Source organism: Proteiniphilum acetatigenes DSM 18083, from assembly GCF_000380985.1.
Classification (GTDB): domain Bacteria; phylum Bacteroidota; class Bacteroidia; order Bacteroidales; family Dysgonomonadaceae; genus Proteiniphilum; species Proteiniphilum acetatigenes.
Window position 1 is genome coordinate 158,994 of record NZ_KB905692.1, and the last position, 17,224, is coordinate 176,217.

Annotated in this window: 18 protein-coding genes and 1 tRNA gene; 4 read left to right on the forward strand and 15 right to left on the reverse strand. The window is 42.4% G+C overall.

The window, feature by feature from the left end:
- Positions 1-70: 70 nt before the first annotated feature.
- The gene (locus F597_RS0100500) at positions 71-1,282 is read left to right on the forward strand and encodes an ABC transporter permease (protein ID WP_019537744.1); all 1,212 of its coding nucleotides are present in this window, start codon (positions 71-73) and stop codon (positions 1,280-1,282) included.
- Positions 1,233-2,474 (forward strand): ABC transporter permease, encoded by a 1,242-nt coding sequence (locus F597_RS0100505; RefSeq protein ID WP_245541966.1) that lies wholly within the window; start codon positions 1,233-1,235, stop codon positions 2,472-2,474. Before F597_RS0100500 ends, F597_RS0100505 begins: the two co-directional genes overlap by 50 nt.
- An 84-nt stretch (positions 2,475-2,558) precedes the next feature.
- Here the strand turns inward: F597_RS0100505 and F597_RS0100510 are convergent, their stop codons facing one another.
- Positions 2,559-2,972 (reverse strand): DoxX family protein, encoded by a 414-nt coding sequence (locus tag F597_RS0100510; protein ID WP_019537746.1) that lies wholly within the window; start codon positions 2,970-2,972, stop codon positions 2,559-2,561.
- A 228-nt stretch (positions 2,973-3,200) separates the two neighbouring features.
- On the opposite strand from F597_RS0100510, the gene F597_RS0100515 reads away from it, so the two are divergent.
- Positions 3,201-4,439, forward strand: a complete 1,239-nt coding sequence (locus tag F597_RS0100515) for an anaerobic sulfatase-maturation protein (RefSeq protein ID WP_019537747.1) — start codon at positions 3,201-3,203, stop codon at positions 4,437-4,439.
- Positions 4,440-4,507: 68 nt separating this feature from the next.
- Here F597_RS0100515 and F597_RS0100520 read toward each other — a convergent pair whose 3' ends face one another.
- From F597_RS0100520 to F597_RS0100575, 12 genes are all read right to left on the reverse strand, one after another.
- A complete protein-coding gene (locus tag F597_RS0100520) occupies positions 4,508-4,966 on the reverse strand; it encodes an ExbD/TolR family protein (protein ID WP_019537748.1) in 459 nt (152 codons plus the stop codon).
- A 2-nt stretch (positions 4,967-4,968) separates the two neighbouring features.
- Positions 4,969-5,604 carry a biopolymer transporter ExbD gene (locus F597_RS0100525; protein ID WP_026326962.1) on the reverse strand — a complete coding sequence of 212 codons (636 nt, stop codon included), beginning with the start codon at positions 5,602-5,604 and terminating at the stop codon, positions 4,969-4,971.
- Positions 5,605-5,643: 39 nt separating this feature from the next.
- A complete protein-coding gene (locus F597_RS0100530) occupies positions 5,644-6,126 on the reverse strand; it encodes a hypothetical protein (RefSeq protein WP_019537750.1) in 483 nt (160 codons plus the stop codon).
- 5 nt (positions 6,127-6,131) lie between these two features.
- Positions 6,132-6,926, reverse strand: coding sequence for a MotA/TolQ/ExbB proton channel family protein (locus F597_RS0100535; RefSeq protein WP_019537751.1), 795 nt, complete (start codon positions 6,924-6,926; stop codon positions 6,132-6,134).
- A 113-nt stretch (positions 6,927-7,039) separates the two neighbouring features.
- Positions 7,040-7,127: transfer RNA gene (locus F597_RS0100540), tRNA-Ser, on the reverse strand.
- Positions 7,128-7,314: 187 nt separating this feature from the next.
- Complete coding sequence (locus F597_RS0100545) at positions 7,315-8,091, reverse strand: TatD family hydrolase (RefSeq protein ID WP_019537752.1); 777 nt, start codon at positions 8,089-8,091, stop codon at positions 7,315-7,317.
- Positions 8,088-8,783: a hypothetical protein gene (locus tag F597_RS0100550; protein ID WP_019537753.1), complete on the reverse strand. Its 696-nt coding sequence runs from the start codon at positions 8,781-8,783 to the stop codon at positions 8,088-8,090. Before F597_RS0100550 ends, F597_RS0100545 begins: the two co-directional genes overlap by 4 nt.
- A gap of 54 nt (positions 8,784-8,837) precedes the next feature.
- Complete coding sequence (locus F597_RS0100555; RefSeq protein ID WP_026326964.1) at positions 8,838-9,812, reverse strand: polyprenyl synthetase family protein; 975 nt, start codon at positions 9,810-9,812, stop codon at positions 8,838-8,840.
- A 74-nt stretch (positions 9,813-9,886) separates the two neighbouring features.
- The gene (locus F597_RS0100560) at positions 9,887-10,585 is read right to left on the reverse strand and encodes an energy transducer TonB (protein ID WP_019537755.1); all 699 of its coding nucleotides are present in this window, start codon (positions 10,583-10,585) and stop codon (positions 9,887-9,889) included.
- 269 nt (positions 10,586-10,854) lie between these two features.
- Positions 10,855-11,391, reverse strand: coding sequence for a hypoxanthine phosphoribosyltransferase (gene hpt, locus F597_RS0100565; protein WP_019537756.1), 537 nt, complete (start codon positions 11,389-11,391; stop codon positions 10,855-10,857).
- A gap of 75 nt (positions 11,392-11,466) precedes the next feature.
- A complete protein-coding gene (locus F597_RS0100570) occupies positions 11,467-11,898 on the reverse strand; it encodes a thiol-disulfide oxidoreductase DCC family protein (protein WP_019537757.1) in 432 nt (143 codons plus the stop codon).
- Between the two features lie 178 nt (positions 11,899-12,076).
- Positions 12,077-12,793 carry a tRNA1(Val) (adenine(37)-N6)-methyltransferase gene (locus F597_RS0100575; RefSeq protein WP_019537758.1) on the reverse strand — a complete coding sequence of 239 codons (717 nt, stop codon included), beginning with the start codon at positions 12,791-12,793 and terminating at the stop codon, positions 12,077-12,079.
- Between the two features lie 170 nt (positions 12,794-12,963).
- Between F597_RS0100575 and lon the strand changes: the two genes are divergently transcribed.
- On the forward strand, positions 12,964-15,417 hold the full coding sequence (gene lon / locus F597_RS0100580) for an endopeptidase La (protein ID WP_425413883.1): 2,454 nt from the start codon (positions 12,964-12,966) through the stop codon (positions 15,415-15,417).
- Between the two features lie 81 nt (positions 15,418-15,498).
- Here the strand turns inward: lon and F597_RS0100585 are convergent, their stop codons facing one another.
- Entirely contained in the window at positions 15,499-16,440 is a 942-nt protein-coding gene (locus tag F597_RS0100585) for a calcium/sodium antiporter (RefSeq protein WP_019537760.1), read from the reverse strand.
- Positions 16,441-16,566: 126 nt separating this feature from the next.
- Positions 16,567-17,085 carry an RNA polymerase sigma factor gene (locus F597_RS0100590; protein WP_019537761.1) on the reverse strand — a complete coding sequence of 173 codons (519 nt, stop codon included), beginning with the start codon at positions 17,083-17,085 and terminating at the stop codon, positions 16,567-16,569.
- Between the last annotated feature and the right edge of the window lie 139 nt (positions 17,086-17,224).

A 17,224-nucleotide genomic window follows, 5' to 3' on the forward strand; every position in this document is an offset into this window, starting at 1 on the left:
CTTAAATTTCTATAGTCTTGGTTCTTGACTCTTGGTTCTAATTCACTTTTAATTTTTCACTTTTAATCAGATGTCAAATTCAATTATACAACAGATAAGAAATGTGGCACGCAGGGAATGGAAGCGGATGCTATCGCGCCCCATCTATCTCCTCTCTTCGGTCATCGCGATGCTTTTCTGCTATCTCTTCTTCCTGACGCTTATGTCGGAAGGGTTACCCGAACAGCTTCCCATCGGGATTATTGATAACGACAACTCATCATTGTCGCGCACTTTAGAACGGAATATAAATGCTTCTCCGCAGGTAAAAATCGTCGGTAAATATGCTTCATTTACCGAAGCTCGCAAAGATATGCAAAAGGGACGCATTTATGCTATCATCGACATTGCACCGGGGTTTCAGGCTGACTTGCTTGCCAACCGACAACCGGCCATCGCCTATTATGTAAACGATGTCTATCTTGTGGCCGGATCGCTATCCTATAAAGACCTGACCTATATCAGTGAGTTAATGTCGGGTTTCATTCTGCAACAATCGCTGCAGGCAAAGGGAATTACAGGTGAAGAGAACCTGATGCCTATCTTACAACCTGTCGCCATCGATACACACCAGATAGCCAATCCACAGGCAAACTACAATGTTTATCTGTCGAATGTATTGCTGCCCGGTGTATTGCAATTGCTGATCATCATGTTTACGATCTACAGTATAGGTATAGAAATGAAGCAAAACACCACACGTGAATGGCTTTCTACGGGTAATGAATCGGTACTTGCAGCCCTCACCGGCAAGGTATTGCCACACACCTTTCTGTTTACGTTATTAGGTTTGATGGGAGTATTTCTGTTATATGAAGGGATGGAGTTTCCTATGAACGGCAGTATCGCATGGATGTCTCTGGCCATGTTTCTATTCGTAATGGCACACCAGGCCATCGGTATATTTATTATCGGCCTGTTCCCGCGATTGCGTGACGCCATCAGTTTAGGGGTATTCTATGGGTTATTGAGTTTTACATATGCAGGCTTCACCTTTCCCATAGAAGCCATGCCCCGGGGAGCACAAATTTTTGCATGGTTTTTCCCTATCCGTCATTATTTCAGAATATATGTGAATGAAGCACTGAATGGTGTGGATATACGCTATTCGCTTATTTACTTTACAGGGATGGTTACATTTTTGATATTACCTTTCCTGGTTTATATCCGGTTAAGAAAAGCCATCGTCCATCATGACAGAGAAGAAACAAAAAACAGTAGATTCAATGAACAACTCCAATAAACCCAATTTCTTTTTCCGGCTTTTACATGAGTTAAGACGGGTTATCTACATTATGCTGGATGAATACCGGGTGATTTTAAAAGATTCGGGACTGACAGTCGTTTTTCTTGGGGCGACACTTGTTTATCCAATCCTCTATTCATCTATATATCGTAACGAGACGATACGTGATATGCCAATTGCCGTGATCGATGAGTCACAAAGTGTCCGGTCACGAGAACTGGTGAGACGATTAGATGCAACTCCGGATCTAAAAGTAGCTTACCAGTTTAATAATCTCGAAGAAGCCAAAGAACCGTTTTACAAGCATAAAATACATGGAGTCATATATATTCCGAAAGATTTCAATCAAAAGATCAATCGTAATGAACAGGCTACAGTATCGATTTATTGCGATATGAGTAGTTTTATGTACTACCGCACCATGATGTTGGGAGCCAATTTCGGCATACTCGAAGCAGGTAACGATATCAAAGTAGAACGGATGAATGCAGCCGGAATAACGGGTAGATCGGCTGAAATATCGGCAAGTCCTTTCCGCTATGAAAAGAATATTCTGTTCAACGAACCGATGGGTTTTGCCAGTTTTCTTATGCCGGTAGTGCTTGTACTGATTATTCATCAAACACTCTTTTTCGGGATCACCATGCTGACCGGATCATTGCGTGAGGAGAAACTGGTAACTATTGATCCGCAATTGCGGCAGCGAGGCAAGTTCTTTCCCACCATCTTCGGCAAAACATTGTGCTATTTTACCTTGTATATAGTGGTTTGCTCCTATATATTACTGGTAGTCCCCCGATTCTTCCAATTTCCCCATATAGGCAATCCCTTGGATATTATCCGTTTTTTTATCCCGTTCCTTTTAGCCGTCATTTTCTTTTCAATGTTGGTATCGGTATTTATACGCAACCGGGAAACAGCATTGGTTATTTTTCCGTTTTTCTCAGTCATATTACTGTTTTTGAGTGGGTTTTCATGGCCGCAATCCAATATACCCTGGCTTTGGAAAACATTCGGGATGATCTTTCCAAGCACATTCGGTATCCAGGGATATCTCAAGATCAATTCGATGGGAGCCGGACTACCTCAAGTGCAATTCGAATATATCGCTTTATGGATTCAAACAGCGGTATACTTTCTGGCAACGGTTTTTGCTTATCGAATACAAATGCGCACAACTGAAAGATGAAGTAAAATTTGAAACCCCTTCTTCTCGTATTGAGAGGAAGGGGATCTTTATACGATTGGCAAATTTCTTATTCAGTTTGCTGTCTTATGCAATCTTCGGCAGGAATTTTGCGTCGAATGAATACTTACCTGCACCGATCAGGATAGAAGCGGCAAAAACAATCAACAGATCAAGCGCATGCCCGAATCGCATAAAGTCGTCTCCCGCAGCAAGATGCGTCCCCAGAGCAACCATCATCGTCCCGGTAAGCATAATAGCTGCAGGCCGGAAGAATAGTCCGAGGGCAAAAAGAAGTCCACCCACCGATTCAGCCACAGCAGCCAGAAACCCCCAAAAAGTCGGAGCAAAATTGATACCGAATACCCCCATACTGCCTCCTATGGCTGTCCACATTTCCGTTCCACCGGTAATTTTAGGAAAACCATGGAGAAAAATCGATATACCTATACCTACTCTTAATATTAACCAACCCCACTGTAATAAATTTTCTTTCTTCATATGATTTTTTTATTAGAATCCAGAACCAAGAGCCAGGACTATAGAAATTCAAGATTTGACTATGTCGATTTTCAATTCAATTCAAGATTTCAAATTCAAAATCATCAAATCAAAAATTCACCTTTCCACCTTCTTATATTCTTATATCCGGCTCAATGTTCAAAATTTTTCTCTTTAAACCTCCTAATCTTATAAATTGTTTATCTTTGCTTTATAAATAATATCAATATGTCGACTTTTGCTCCCTTTGCCAAACCGATGTACGTAATGCTCAAACCAGTAGGTTCGAAGTGTAATCTCGATTGTGATTACTGTTACTATCTGGAAAAGGCAATCCTGTATGGCAGGAAAAACCAGGTAATGAGCGAAGAACTTCTCGAACGGTTTATCCAACAATATATCGAATCCCAGACTATGCCTCAGGTAATGTTCACCTGGCATGGAGGTGAAACGCTGATGCGCCCCCTTGCGTTCTATAAAAAAGCAGTAGAGTTACAAAAAAAATATGCGGGCGGACGGCAGATCGATAATTCCATTCAAACTAACGGCACACTACTCAACGACGAATGGTGTGCTTTCTTCAAAGAGAATAATTTCCTGGTAGGAATATCGATCGATGGGCCACAGGATTTCCATGATGAATACCGCCGCGACAAGATGGGTCGACCCTCATTCCACCGTGTAATGAAGGGAATACAACTCCTGCAGAAACATGGAGTGGAGTTCAACTGCATGGCGGTGGTCAACGATTATAATGTAGATTATCCTTTGGAATTCTACCGGTTCTTCAAAGAGATCGGTTGCCAATTTGTACAATTCACCCCAATTGTGGAGCGCTTACGCAAAAACAACCGGGAACTGAAACTGGCTACTGCACAAGAGAAAGAGGAGGAAGTGGAGTTAGCCCCTTTCACTGTGGATGCTGAAAAATGGGGTGATTTCCTCTGTGCCATTTTCGATGAATGGGTAAAGCAGGATGTGGGCAAAATGTTTATTCAGATATTCGATTCCACACTTGCCAACTGGGTAGGAGAACAACCGGGAGTATGTACCATGGCCAGGACCTGCGGACATGCGGGTGTTATGGAATTTAACGGGGATGTCTATTCATGCGATCATTTCGTTTTTCCGGAATATAAGTTAGGAAATATTTACAGTAGAACACTCACTTCGATGATGTATTCAGAAGAACAACTGAAATTCGGAAATGACAAATTCGACAAACTTCCGCGACAATGCCGTGAATGTGATATGCTTTTTGCCTGCTATGGCGAGTGTCCCAAGAACAGGTTCATTAAGGATAAATACGGTAATGAAGGATTAAATTACCTTTGTAAAGGATATTACAAGTTTTTCTCCCATGTGGCTCCCTATATGGACTTTATGAAACGTGAACTGCTGGCAAAACGTCCGCCTGCCAACGTGATGGAATGGGCACGTAATAAAGGTGGAAAAGTGGGAAGGTGAAAAGATGGAATGTAAAAAAACCGGATCACTTGAAGTGATCCGGTTTTTTAAAATATTCTTTTCAGTTATTAATTCTCTCCCTTGCGGGCCGAGTAACTGATTTTTAATGCATAAGCCTGTCTTAATGCCTGTTTCACCTCTGTAATATACTGCATCCGCGTATCTTCGTCTGCTTTGATAGAAACGGTCATCAGTGGTTGATCAGCTTCATTCATACTGGCCTTTTCCTGTGCGATATAATCCTGAATCTCCGATACCTGAGCGAACCTGTCGTTCAACTGCATCTGTGTACCGGTACCCAGTCTTGTATCCGTAGGGGGACCAATATTGATATAGGTCACCAGCGACTTTTTCTCTAATTTCTGAACTTCCGAAGCGGTAGGTATTTTCACCCTCACCATCAATGTTTCCGAACGCATAGTGGTAGTAACCATAAAGAAAAACAAGATGGCGAAAACGATGTCAGGCATAGATGCCGTATTCATTTCAGGCATCTCTCTTTTACCGCTTTTATTAAATTTTCCCATTTTTATTGTCCTCCTCCATAATTTTTAGGTTCTGCTTCAGAAATACGCTGAGGATAGAGATCGTTGATCTGAGTTTTCTGTTCTTCCGTCAACTCCCCATATGAAGTATTGAAATATTTCCTTGCTCCCTCTTCCCTCAACTCATTGTATGCCCTCACCACTTCGTTCTGCACAGCGATATACGCCTTATAACTAGTGGTAGCATCGTTCTGTATAGAAACCACGTGGGATGCAGTGACAGGAACAACACCTATCGGGGCACCGAAATCCTGTTCCTCCAGTTCGGGCAATTCAGAACTGTTAGATGTATTCAAAACAAACTCTTTCACCTTATCTTTCAATGCAGGCTTTCCTCCTACTTCACCCCTTAACTCGGCCTCATTAGCGTACCACTCGGTACCCTGCTGGTTTGTCACCATGGTCTCATTCTGGGCATTCACCAGAACAACCAACAGGTTCCTACGCTGTACATCCACAGAGGTCTGTTCCTCTGATTGTGGCGGCGGCGGTAGTCGGCGTGCCAAACCCGAGTCGACGTCCATATTCGAAACAAGCAAGAAAAAGGTCAGCAAAAGGAATGAAACGTCAGCCATTGAACTTGCATTAAGTCCCGGAACTTTTCTATTTGACTTTGCCATAAAAAAACCTTTCTTTAAATTGACCTTTGATCGGGTCGATTATTTTTTTCTTCCTCCAACCAATGGTAAGATAATCATTGCCAATATTGTCACAACAAACATGACATACATACTGTATAGCCACATATCTGTCATTTTTAACATTGGCGGGCGATTGTCAGTCCCTTCGTATCCAGGAATATTTAAAAGCGTCCCATCACCTATTACATAAGTAATCACCAGCAGTGCAGCCAGTCCCAGAAGGGCCAGAAATCCGCCCAACGTTTTTTTAGGACTCTCTTTCAACTGTTTCAGGGAAGATGCTATTATAAATAGTACCCAAACAACAACTGTAATCGCCAGGAGTGCATAAGCCCAGTACAACAGAAGATCCGTAAATCTAGGCTGATCCATATCGGCGACAAGCTGTTCATGCGCCGGCACCTGCCCTCCCAGATAGAATAACCCCAACACTATAAGAGTAATCAAAACTCCTATATAAAGGGTAAATCTGGCAGTCCTGCTTATTTTTGTTACAGCCATAATAATTACAAGTTTTTGTATTTAACGTTATATTTGATCACCTGATCCAGAAAAGAAATAGAAGCATCTTCCATCTTGTTGAGGATACCTTCCATCTTAGAGAGGATGTAGTTGTAAATGATCTGAAGAATAATAGCTACGATCAAACCACCTACGGTCGTGATCAAAGCCACCTTCATACCTCCGGCAACAATCGTCGGACTCATGTCTCCTGCTCTCTGGATATCATCGAAAGCCATAACCATACCTACTACTGTTCCCAAGAATCCGAGTGAAGGGGCAATAGCGATAAACAGAGTGATCCATGAAAGGTTTCTTTCGAGAAGACCCGACTGTACACCACCGTAAGAAACGATGGAGCGTTCTACTGCATCGGGACCCTGGTCAAGACGAAGCAATCCCTGATATACAATAGATGCTACAGGACCTCTGGTATTGCGTGCAATATCTTTTGCAGCTTCTACGTCACCTCTGTCGAGTGCATCGCCTACTTTATTCAGGAAAGGATCAGGATTTACATCTGCCAAACTCAGATAGATAATTCTTTCGAGACAGAAAGCCAAACCCAGAATTAAACAGATAGCAATCGTGCTCATAAAGCCAGCTCCACCCTCAATAAATTTCACTTTCAGCGCCTGGTGGAAACCACCTGATGTTTCCTGAACGGCAGCCTGTGTTGTCTCAACCGAAGTAGTGGCAACTTGTTCTGTTTCTCCAGCAGTATCTTGCGCCAAAAGAACCGACGACAATCCTACGGACATCATTCCGAAGATCGCTAAAATTGCAAATAACTTTTTCATTGTGTGTTCAATTTTTTGATTAATGATCTTTACTTGTTTGTTTTTAATATTTAAATTTCAGTTTTTCTGTCTATACCTTATAATAATAGTGACTTTTTTCTTTTATCTGGGAGCGGAGAGAGCGGGATTCGAACCCGCGATACACTTTTGGCGTATACACGCTTTCCAGGCGTGCCTCTTCAACCACTCGAGCATCTCTCCCTAAAGAGAACGGAGATCTCTTCTGAAAGAGATTTTTCTGAAAACGGGTGCAAATTACAAAAAATATTTCATTCCCGCTCCATTCAGGAAACAAAATTACAGAATTTATCAAATATATACTACTTCTATCACAATAATTTTAATAAAAACCCATTTTCATACCTTAGGTTGATAAACGAGGGCCCGCTTAATCACCCAATTTGAATAATTCACGGGCATTTCGACTGGTGATCCGTGCGACTGATTCCTGACTCTCATTCCATATCCCGGCCAGTTGCGTAATAACATGCAACAGATAGGCCGACTCGTTTCTCTTTCCCCTGTAAGGCACTGGTGCCAGATAAGGAGAGTCGGTTTCAAGTACTACCCGGTTGAAGGGACAATGTTTCAGCGTTTCAGACAAACCGGAGTTCCTGAAAGTCACCACTCCGTTGATCCCTATCAGGAAATTGTCCAACTCCAATATCGCTTCTAATTCTGCTTTTGTACCCCCAAAACTGTGAAATACACCTTTCAATGATGACGCCCCCACCCTTCGAATACTTTGTATCACCTCTTCGGTTGCATTCCTGAAATGGATGGACACAGGCAAATCTTTCTCAATGCTCCATTTCAATTGTTCTTCAAAAGCATGCATCTGAACTTCCCGCAGCGAAGTATCCCAATAGAGATCAATCCCTATCTCTCCCACGGCTATATAATCTCCGGAGTTTAACTCCCGGTAAATAATATCTAACTGCTTTCCCCAGTTTCCGGTCACACTAGTGGGATGAAGTCCCATCATCGGATAAAAAAAACCGGGGTAATCCAATACGCATTGCTTCAGGTGTACAATAGAGGTTTCATCGATATTAGGCAGCAATACTTTCTCTACCCCCACCTCTTTTGCGCGAATCACTACATCAGACAGATCATCCTTAAATTCTTCCACAAACAGATGAGCGTGCGTATCAATGAGATTCATTCCGCGATTTCTCCTTTTCTATAATAATAAACGATACCATATTCCCTATTACGGGCAAGTCGTTTTTCGGGAGATAAACCACTGTTGTGCTTTTCCACCTCTTCCCATATCTCAAAAATAATCTTATCCACTTTTTCCCGGTAGGCAGCAACGTCCTCTAAGACACGGGCCGTAGCCTTCTGATGTAATTTCTGGGTCTGGTATCCTTCTTTAAAAAGGGTGAACATGACCTTCACCTTGGCAATGGAGGGATTATAAATGGGGACTCCACCCTGTATGCTACGTTGATGCTCCCCATCAATGATTTTTTGGCCCCATTCCAACAGTTGCTCGTTAGAGGTTAAATCAGGAACAACCATATTGGCTTCTTCCAACCCATACAGAGCTAGCTGTTCTTCTTTAATCTCGGAGCGCATCACACACATATATAGTACCTGTATAAAATGGGAAATATACATACGGGCATTTTTCGTTTTTCCGGCAAAGGATTTCCCGGCTTTTACCTGTGTATCGTACAACTGCTGATAACGGGCAGACAAATGTTCGAAATGAGTCAATACACTCTTAGCCTCATCAAGAGTTCCCGTGGAGAATAAGAGTTCCTGAAAATCCGTATCGGCCGCTTTTTCAACTGCCGATCTCAAGGCCCTGATACGGGCGCTGTCTGTATTTGGTAATCTGCGATAGGGCATGTAACTAACGGCTATGCTTCATCAATAAGCCTCTTCTTTTTTCTTTTTTTATTATTACTTCTCTCTGTACATCAGATTTTCCGCTAAAGAGATCAGATCCCTTTTATGATCATCGGTAATATTGATTGATGACAGATAATCAAGCGACGCAAGGTAATACTTTTCGATAAGATTTTCAACGGCAAATTTCAAATTTAATTCATCATAAACATTTTTAACAAACCTGATTTTTTCGTCGGGATCATATTCGGTTGCTGTCAACCATCTGTTCAATTCCTCTCTCTGCATATCGTTTGCATTCTTCAAGCATCTGATCAGCAGAAAGGTTTTCTTATTGCATAGGATATCTCCCCCTATTTTCTTTCCAAATGTCTCGGGATTGCCATATACATCCAGCAGGTCGTCCTTTAACTGAAATGCCAGCCCTATATTGATCCCGAATTCATAAAGCAAATCGGCATCCTCAGCCGGAGCTCCGGCTATGATGGCACCGATCTTCAAGGCACAACCGATGAGTACCGCCGTTTTCAGGTGTATCATCTCGATATATTCCTCTTCTGTCACGTCGAGACGCTGTTCAAAATCCATATCGTATTGTTGTCCCTTACATATCTCCATGGCTGTAGTTGTGAACAACTCCAAAATATCGGGCAGCACACTGACAGGAACTTTAGCGATATATTTATAAGCTTCTATTACTAAAGCATCACCTGACAGGATTGCACTGTTTTCGCTCCATTTTTTGTGTACAGTCGGATATCCGCGCCTCAAATCGGCATTGTCCATCAAATCGTCATGCACAAGGGAGAAATTATGGAATATTTCTACTGCCAATGCGGCATCTATAACCTCTTCGGCATTTTTTCCGAAAAGGTCTGCCGCCATCAATGTCAATAGCGGCCTGAGCCGCTTTCCCCCCAGCGATAATATATATTCGGCGGGAGCGAAAAGTGTACGGGGTTGACAGTCTTTTAATACCTTCCTGGCGGCCTCATCGATGAGTTTCTCGAAAACAGATATTTTATGCATCATCACGATTGACTTAAGTAAAAAAGCTGCTTTTGGGAGTCAAAAGCAGCTTTTTTTATATTTTTATAATCATTTTAGTTCTGCAAGCGGAATACCACCGGCAGTGTAAATCGAACACGTACCGCAGATCCGCGTTGTTTTCCGGGTTTCCAACGAGGCATCTGCTGGATCACACGGATAGCCTCTCTATCGAGTGACGGGTCTACCCCGCGTACCACCTGCACGTCGGTGATGCTACCATCTCTCTCAACAACAAAGTTACAGATTACACGCCCGGAGATACCGTTTTCCTGTGCGATGACCGGATACCTGATATTATCACTCAGGAACTTCATCATGGCTGCATTCCCACCGGGGAATTCCGGCTGTTCTTCCACCACAACGAAGATCTCTTCGGTCACCTCTTCCTGTTTCGGTTTAGGTGGTGGAGGTGGAATATAGACTTCCGTTTGTCTCTGACTCTGATCGTCTTCACTCTTTATCTCCATCTTGGTGTCCACTTTCTCTTCTACCACCTCGATAATCTCGGGTGCTTCGGGTTCAGGCGGAGGAGGAGGTGGCGGAGGTGTCGGGTCACGACGAGTGATCTCGATTTCCTCTTCGGCCAAAACATCCTGAACAAGAACAGTCTCATCCAGTTTCCGTGTTTCGGTCGACCATTCAAAAGCGAAGAAAAGGATAGAAACACCAAGCACCATTCCCATCAGGATATATGTGCCTCGATGTCTTTCCAGATTCGCTTTCGGCGTTTTTTTTACTTCATCTTTGTTCATTGTGAATCTTTTTTTATCTACTGCTTGTTTTTATCACTCTGTTTAAATGCAAAAATAGCTATTTTTTTATTCCGTACCGCAATTTATAAAGAAAATTCCGAAAAAAAGAACTTTTTAATTTCTTTTATGCGATTATCACAGTTTTCATATGTGTTTACTCAACAACCCATATGAAATCGATAAACCTCCTAATCATCACATCTCCCAAATGCCGGCATCATCTTTAAAAATAGGACAATATAATCTAGCCAAGGTTTAACGAAAAGCGTTTATTTTACTTTATAAATATCTTTAAGGTTTCTGCCATATCCATCATAATCCAGCCCGTAACCGACAATAAAGTCATTGGGGATTTCCAATGCCACATAATCGATATGGAGTTTCTGCCGCAATGCAGCAGGTTTAAACAGCAAAGTAGCAACCTTTACCTCCAATGGATTGTATCTCTCCAACTCCTTTTTGAGCGCTACCATAGTATTCCCGCTATCTACAATATCTTCCACAATCACCACATTACGGCCTTCGATGCTTTCATTCAGGCCCAGCACTTCCTGTACCTTGTTTGTGGTAGATGTTCCATGATAGGAGGCAAGACGTACAAATGTAATTTCACTGGGGATGGAAACCTCCTTCATTAACTCTCCGGCAAACATAAAAGCACCGTTGAGCACAGCCAGAAAGATCGGATCCTTTCCTCTCAGGTCGGAGTTTATACGTTCGGCAATCCGTTTTATTCCCTGTTCAATGATCTCTTGTTCAATAAACAATTCAAACTGTTTATCCTTGATGGTTATGACTTCTTTCACTATTCCGGATTTTTTAAAGCGTCAAAATTACTACTTTTTATGATTTTACAAAAATGAAAATAACTTTTTCAGTATTTATAATGGATAATTCTCAGATAACCACTCCGGGAAATCAACATCGTTCAGAAAAAGCATTTTCTCTTCACTGTTAAACACACGGCAGGTACGCATTTTAATTTTTTTTCGAATTGCTGCAATACAATTATATCCTATATCTGAAAGGAAGCGGGGAAATACTTTCAACATTTTGTAGAAAACGGAACCAGGATTCAATTGAGAGAAGATATAGGAAACTGCTTCCGATTTGGTTAAAAATTCCGTCTCATTTTTAAAGATGACGATGGAGTTATAAGTCATCTTCTTATTAAAATGCAAGAATAAATCGTTGGCGAAATCTGATTGCAACGACGCAAACCTGAAAACCCGGCCGGCATCTCTATCTATGATCCATTTCACCCAACGATGACAGACATCGCATTCTCCGTCGTAAAAAACAATGGGTTTCATTTTTCTATTGATTATGAAACGAGCATGAGAACTATATCCACACAAGAAGATAATTAAAGTGTCTTGTGTCTTGATTCTTGGCTCTTGTCTCTAAATTGAACAAAGATAAATATAATTCAGCAAAAGGGGGCCAATGCAATTGTTTAAAAATATTTTCGAGAAAGACCTGACAAAGATGTCAGAGGTGAATATAAAAACTGTTTACCAGGTTGGAAAAATCTTCAGTGTATTGATGCCGGCTATTTTCAATGATGAGCGAACTTGTTTCTGTATGATCAGTTGGTTGCATCGTCAACTCAACCAATAGCCGTTTCGGTTCGATATCCGGCAAAGGATATACAATGGTTTTCCGTTTCATGCAAAACATATGTTTTTCACACAAGTAGTCTAACTCACCCCTCTTATCGTAAGGGAGGATAAGGGAGAGCGTTCCGTGGTTTTTAAGGCAGCCCCGGGCGGAAAGCAACAAATCATCCAATGTCAGCGAAACGGAATGTCTTGCTCTTGCCCGTCCTTTATCCGGCGGCAAAAGAGAACCGGAAAAATAAGGTGGATTGGAAACAATCAGATCAAAACGTTTCGAACTGTCTCGGACAAACTGCCGGAAAGCCACCAATTCTATACCAATTCTGTCAGAAAAAGGGGAATTCCCTATATTCTCTTTCGCCTGCTCCACTGCATGTTCATCTACATCAATAGCAACCACTTTTGCCTGCGGGTTGCGTTGTGCCACCATCAATGCAATGAGGCCGGTACCTGTGCCTACATCCAGTACTTCTGCCGCGTTATCCACATTCGTCCAAGCACCAAGCAGCACCCCATCTGTTCCGACTTTCATTGCACATTTATCGTGAAAAACAGTGAATTGCTTGAACCGAAAATAGGAATTACTCATATTAATTGATAATTGGCAATTGGTAATTACTAATTTGCAATTGCAATAACTTTGGCACGGATTTTGAACATTACTATTCAATTATTCAATACAAAACCAAAAACAAAAGTAAATATTTTTCTGTTCTGATAACAGAAACAAATACAATGATGAATCCATTCAAAAAATATATGGCCCCTGAAGAGTATCCCGAGACAAATGTAATATCTTTTATTACCAGTGATTTCGTTGACGGGAACCAGGAGATCGACGAATCCCAGTTGGAAGAAACCCTTCCCCTCCTTCCCTTACGGAATACAATCGTTTTTCCGGGAAGTACACTACCCATATCAGTAGGACGGAAAAAATCGCTGGATCTGATCAGATCGCTTGGCAAGAAACAAAAGTACATCGGATTGGTATGTCAGAAAGATGCTGCTATTGACGATCCACAAGATGGAGATCTTTATCCTGTCGGTGTAATTGCCGAAGTGATCCGTGTCATTGAATTGGGAGATAATAATCTCAGTATCATTGTACAGGCAAGGAAACGGTTCGAGTGGCAACAGATCACACAGACCGAACCCTATATGAGGGCAACATTCAAACTAAGGGAATATGTGAAAGCATCAAAAGATGACAAAGAATTCAAGGCAATCCTGGATTCTATCCGTGATTCTCTGCTCCATATGCTTCACATGCTGGGTGAACCTCCCCGTGAGTTGATACAGACCATCAGCAGTGAATCTTTCTCCGATATGCTAATAAGCTATAGTGGCACCAACCTGCCCATCGAAGGACATGAAAAGCAGGAACTGCTTAGCATCAACGACGAGAAAGAGCAAGCCTATCGCCTGCTGATGATCCTGAACCGCGAGTCCCAGGTACTGGAACTAAAAATGAATATCCAGATGAAAACCCGGGAAGATTTGAATCAACAACAGAAAGAGTATTTTCTTCAGCAGCAGATTAAAACCATCCAGGAAGAACTGGGAGGAAATACCCAACAGATAGAGATTGACGAATTCAGGAAAAAAGCAAAAGAGAAAAAATGGAGTGATGAGGTAGCGAAAACATTCGAGAAGGAGGTTCAGAAGCTGGAACGATTGAACCCACAGTCACCTGACTATTCGGTACAGTTCGGATACCTTCAGACCATTCTCGAGCTACCGTGGGGTGTGTATACCAAAGACAATTTCAATTTGAAGAATGCCCAAAAGGTGCTCGACAAAGACCACTTCGGCATGGAAAAAGTAAAGGAGCGTATTATTGAACACCTGGCCGTACTGAAACTGAAAGGCGACCTGAAATCTCCCATCCTCTGCCTTTATGGTCCTCCGGGTGTAGGAAAGACCTCATTGGGCAAATCCGTTGCCGAGGCGATCAACCGCAAATACGTGCGTGTTTCGCTCGGCGGGCTGCATGATGAAGCCGAGATCCGCGGGCACCGCCGTACCTATATCGGCGCTATCCCGGGCAGGATCATACAAAACATACAGAAAGCCGGCTCATCCAATCCTGTTTTCGTACTGGATGAAGTGGATAAGATAGGGAATGATTTCCGGGGCGATCCCTCCTCGGCATTACTCGAAGTACTGGATCCGGAACAGAATTCTGCATTTCACGACAACTATCTTTCGATCGATTATGATCTGTCGAAAGTACTTTTCATTGCCACTGCAAACAACCTGAATTCCGTCCCTCAGCCGCTGCTCGACCGAATGGAGTTAATCAACGTGGGTGGCTATATCACGGAAGAGAAAATCGAGATCGCCCATCGCCATCTTATACCCAAAGAACTTCAGAACCACGGTATCAAGAAAGGTGCTTTCTCCATCTCCAAGTCTGCCTTGCAGAAGATTATTGAAAATTACACAAGAGAGTCGGGTGTACGTGAACTGAATAAGAAAATCGCCAAGATCATGCGGAAAGTAGCTCGAAGAATTGCGGCGGAAGAACCTTATCCGAAAACGCTCAGGATATCCGATCTGAAAGAGTATTTAGGTATTGAAGAATACAGCAGGGACAGCTATCAGGGCAACCAGTACGCCGGGGTGGTAACCGGATTGGCATGGACTGCCGTAGGTGGCGAGATCCTTTTTGTGGAAAGTTCACTCAGCAGGGGAAAAGGTGCCAAGCTTACCCTTACCGGAAATCTGGGTGATGTGATGAAAGAATCGGCCATGCTCGCCATGGAATATATACATTCACATGCGCAGGAATTGAATATTGATCCGGAAATTTTTGAAAACTGGAATACTCATATCCATGTACCGGAAGGCGCTATGCCCAAAGACGGACCTTCGGCAGGTATCACAATGATCACTTCTCTGGCGTCGGCTTATACACAACGGAAAGTACGTCCCAACCTGGCCATGACCGGCGAGATCACCCTACGTGGGAAGGTGCTCCCCGTTGGCGGTATCCGCGAAAAGATCCTGGCTGCCAAACGGGCGGGTATCAAAGAAATTGTCCTTTGCAAGGAGAATAAGAAAGATATCGATGAGATCAATCCGCAATATGTGGAAGGACTCATCTTTCACTATGTAAGCGACGTGAAAGAAGTGCTGGATTTGGCGCTTATGAACGAGAAGGTAGATCAGCCGAAAAACTTTTCAACAATAAAGGAGAAATCTCAAAAGTAAATAACGATTTTCAATTTTTTGATGACATCAGCGTATCCTATTGGCATGGAAGCCTCTTCGGATACGCTGTTTTTTCATCTTTTACATCGTGGAGAGTTTGACAGAAAAGTAGACCAGATAAAACAGGATAAAAGCACCTCCCTGCCATCTTCCAAGGCGGGTACTCATTTTCATAAAGAGCCATAACAGCAAACTGATCCCGATCACGAAGAGGCTATCGACATAGTTAATATCAGATGTACTGATGGGCTGGATCAGTCCTGCCACTCCCAGAATAAAAAGGATATTGAAGATATTTGATCCCACCACGTTACCTATCGCTATATCAGCCCGCTTCTTGATGGCTGCTACCACCGAAGTAGCCAACTCCGGCATACTGGTTCCTGCCGCCACAATAGTGAGCCCTATCATTGCTTCCGACATTCCCAGCCGCCCGGCGATAATGACCGCATTTTCCACTAAAAGGTCGGAACCATATACCAAACCGGCTAAACCCACCCCGATAAACAGCACATCCAGCATCCAGTGCTTACTCAAACGTATCTCGTCTTCTTCACCACGATCCTTTGCTTCATGGGTTTTCTTTTTTGAAGAGATCAGGAGATATCCCGTATAAGAGACAAAAAGAAGAATAAAAACCAATGCCTCAATCCCGGAAATCCTGGAGTCGAGAAATAACAGGAAAAATAACACTGATACCAGCACCATTACAGGTACATCCAGCTTTAACAGTTGCCTTTTTACTGCCAAGGGGTAGATAAGAGCCGATAATCCCAGAATAATCCCTATATTAAAAAAATTAGAACCCAGCACATTGCCGATAGAGAGTGCGCTTTGCCCGTTCATAGCAGCCTTCACACTCACTACCAGTTCCGGTGCACTGGTACCTATCGAAACAATGGTCAGCCCGATCACCAACGGACTGATACCGATACGTTTTGCCAACGATGATGCTCCGGAAACCAAACCTTCCGCGCCAAAATACAAAATCACCAGCGAAACCAATAACCAAACAATCTCCATAATCTAATCTATCTTTTTCTCAAATATGGTACAAATATAGCCTGTTCTCCCAAAATATCCTGTCTACCCATAAAAAAACCCCTTTGTATAAAAGGGGTCTTTACTCTTTATTCTTTACTCTTCCAATTATTCAGAATAAAATCTAAAATCCTTGAGTAACTCCTGAAGCCGTTTTCTGGCGAAAAATATTCTACTCTTTACAGTACCGATCGGCAACCCAAGATGTTTCGCGATCTCTTCATACTTGTATCCCGAAACGTGCATTGAGAAAGGCACCTTATATTCATCGGTAAAACTATTGATCGCCTTGTTGATCTCTTTGATCGTATAAGCTCCGTCAGGCGTGTCAAAACCGGAATCCTGCGGTAAATTCAGATGATACAGATTCTCTGTCTTGTCAATGATAGTCTGGCTCCTGACGATCTTACGATAATTATTCACGAAAATATTATGCATGATGGTGAAAACCCATCCTTTAAAATTGACATTCTCATAATATTTTTCCTTGTTATCCAGTACACGAAGAGTTGTTTCCTGCAACAGATCTTTAGCTTCTTCCCTGTCGGCTGTCAATGTCAATGCGAAGTTGAACATGTTGTCCTGCAGCCCCAATAGCTGTTTTTCGAAAGAAATCTTTGTTTTCATAAGCGATGTGCTTTAGTTGTGTTAAATGATCGTTGTCCTTGCAAATATAAAGAGATATATTTAAAAACTACTCCCTTTATGCACCCAAAAACGATTAATTAGTGTTAACAAATAAAGAATCGCTAAAAATATACTGATA

What these genes read in the sequence shown, in the direction of transcription:
- F597_RS0100525 (WP_026326962.1), bottom strand. Translation starts at nt 5,604, where the DNA reads ATGGCAAAGTCAAATAGAAAAGTTCCGGGACTTAATGCAAGTTCAATG.
- lon (WP_425413883.1), top strand. Translation starts at nt 12,964, where the DNA reads ATGGCCCCTGAAGAGTATCCCGAGACAAATGTAATATCTTTTATTACC.
- F597_RS0100550 (WP_019537753.1), bottom strand. Translation starts at nt 8,783, where the DNA reads ATGCCCTATCGCAGATTACCAAATACAGACAGCGCCCGTATCAGGGCC.
- F597_RS0100535 (WP_019537751.1), bottom strand. Translation starts at nt 6,926, where the DNA reads ATGAAAAAGTTATTTGCAATTTTAGCGATCTTCGGAATGATGTCCGTA.
- F597_RS0100505 (WP_245541966.1), top strand. Translation starts at nt 1,233, where the DNA reads ATGACAGAGAAGAAACAAAAAACAGTAGATTCAATGAACAACTCCAAT.
- F597_RS0100500 (WP_019537744.1), top strand. Translation starts at nt 71, where the DNA reads ATGTCAAATTCAATTATACAACAGATAAGAAATGTGGCACGCAGGGAA.
- F597_RS0100585 (WP_019537760.1), bottom strand. Translation starts at nt 16,440, where the DNA reads ATGGAGATTGTTTGGTTATTGGTTTCGCTGGTGATTTTGTATTTTGGC.
- F597_RS0100515 (WP_019537747.1), top strand. Translation starts at nt 3,201, where the DNA reads ATGTCGACTTTTGCTCCCTTTGCCAAACCGATGTACGTAATGCTCAAA.
- F597_RS0100575 (WP_019537758.1), bottom strand. Translation starts at nt 12,793, where the DNA reads ATGAGTAATTCCTATTTTCGGTTCAAGCAATTCACTGTTTTTCACGAT.
- F597_RS0100555 (WP_026326964.1), bottom strand. Translation starts at nt 9,812, where the DNA reads ATGCATAAAATATCTGTTTTCGAGAAACTCATCGATGAGGCCGCCAGG.
- F597_RS0100545 (WP_019537752.1), bottom strand. Translation starts at nt 8,091, where the DNA reads ATGAATCTCATTGATACGCACGCTCATCTGTTTGTGGAAGAATTTAAG.
- F597_RS0100570 (WP_019537757.1), bottom strand. Translation starts at nt 11,898, where the DNA reads ATGAAACCCATTGTTTTTTACGACGGAGAATGCGATGTCTGTCATCGT.
- F597_RS0100560 (WP_019537755.1), bottom strand. Translation starts at nt 10,585, where the DNA reads ATGAACAAAGATGAAGTAAAAAAAACGCCGAAAGCGAATCTGGAAAGA.
- F597_RS0100590 (WP_019537761.1), bottom strand. Translation starts at nt 17,085, where the DNA reads ATGAAAACAAAGATTTCTTTCGAAAAACAGCTATTGGGGCTGCAGGAC.
- F597_RS0100530 (WP_019537750.1), bottom strand. Translation starts at nt 6,126, where the DNA reads ATGGCTGTAACAAAAATAAGCAGGACTGCCAGATTTACCCTTTATATA.
- F597_RS0100510 (WP_019537746.1), bottom strand. Translation starts at nt 2,972, where the DNA reads ATGAAGAAAGAAAATTTATTACAGTGGGGTTGGTTAATATTAAGAGTA.
- F597_RS0100520 (WP_019537748.1), bottom strand. Translation starts at nt 4,966, where the DNA reads ATGGGAAAATTTAATAAAAGCGGTAAAAGAGAGATGCCTGAAATGAAT.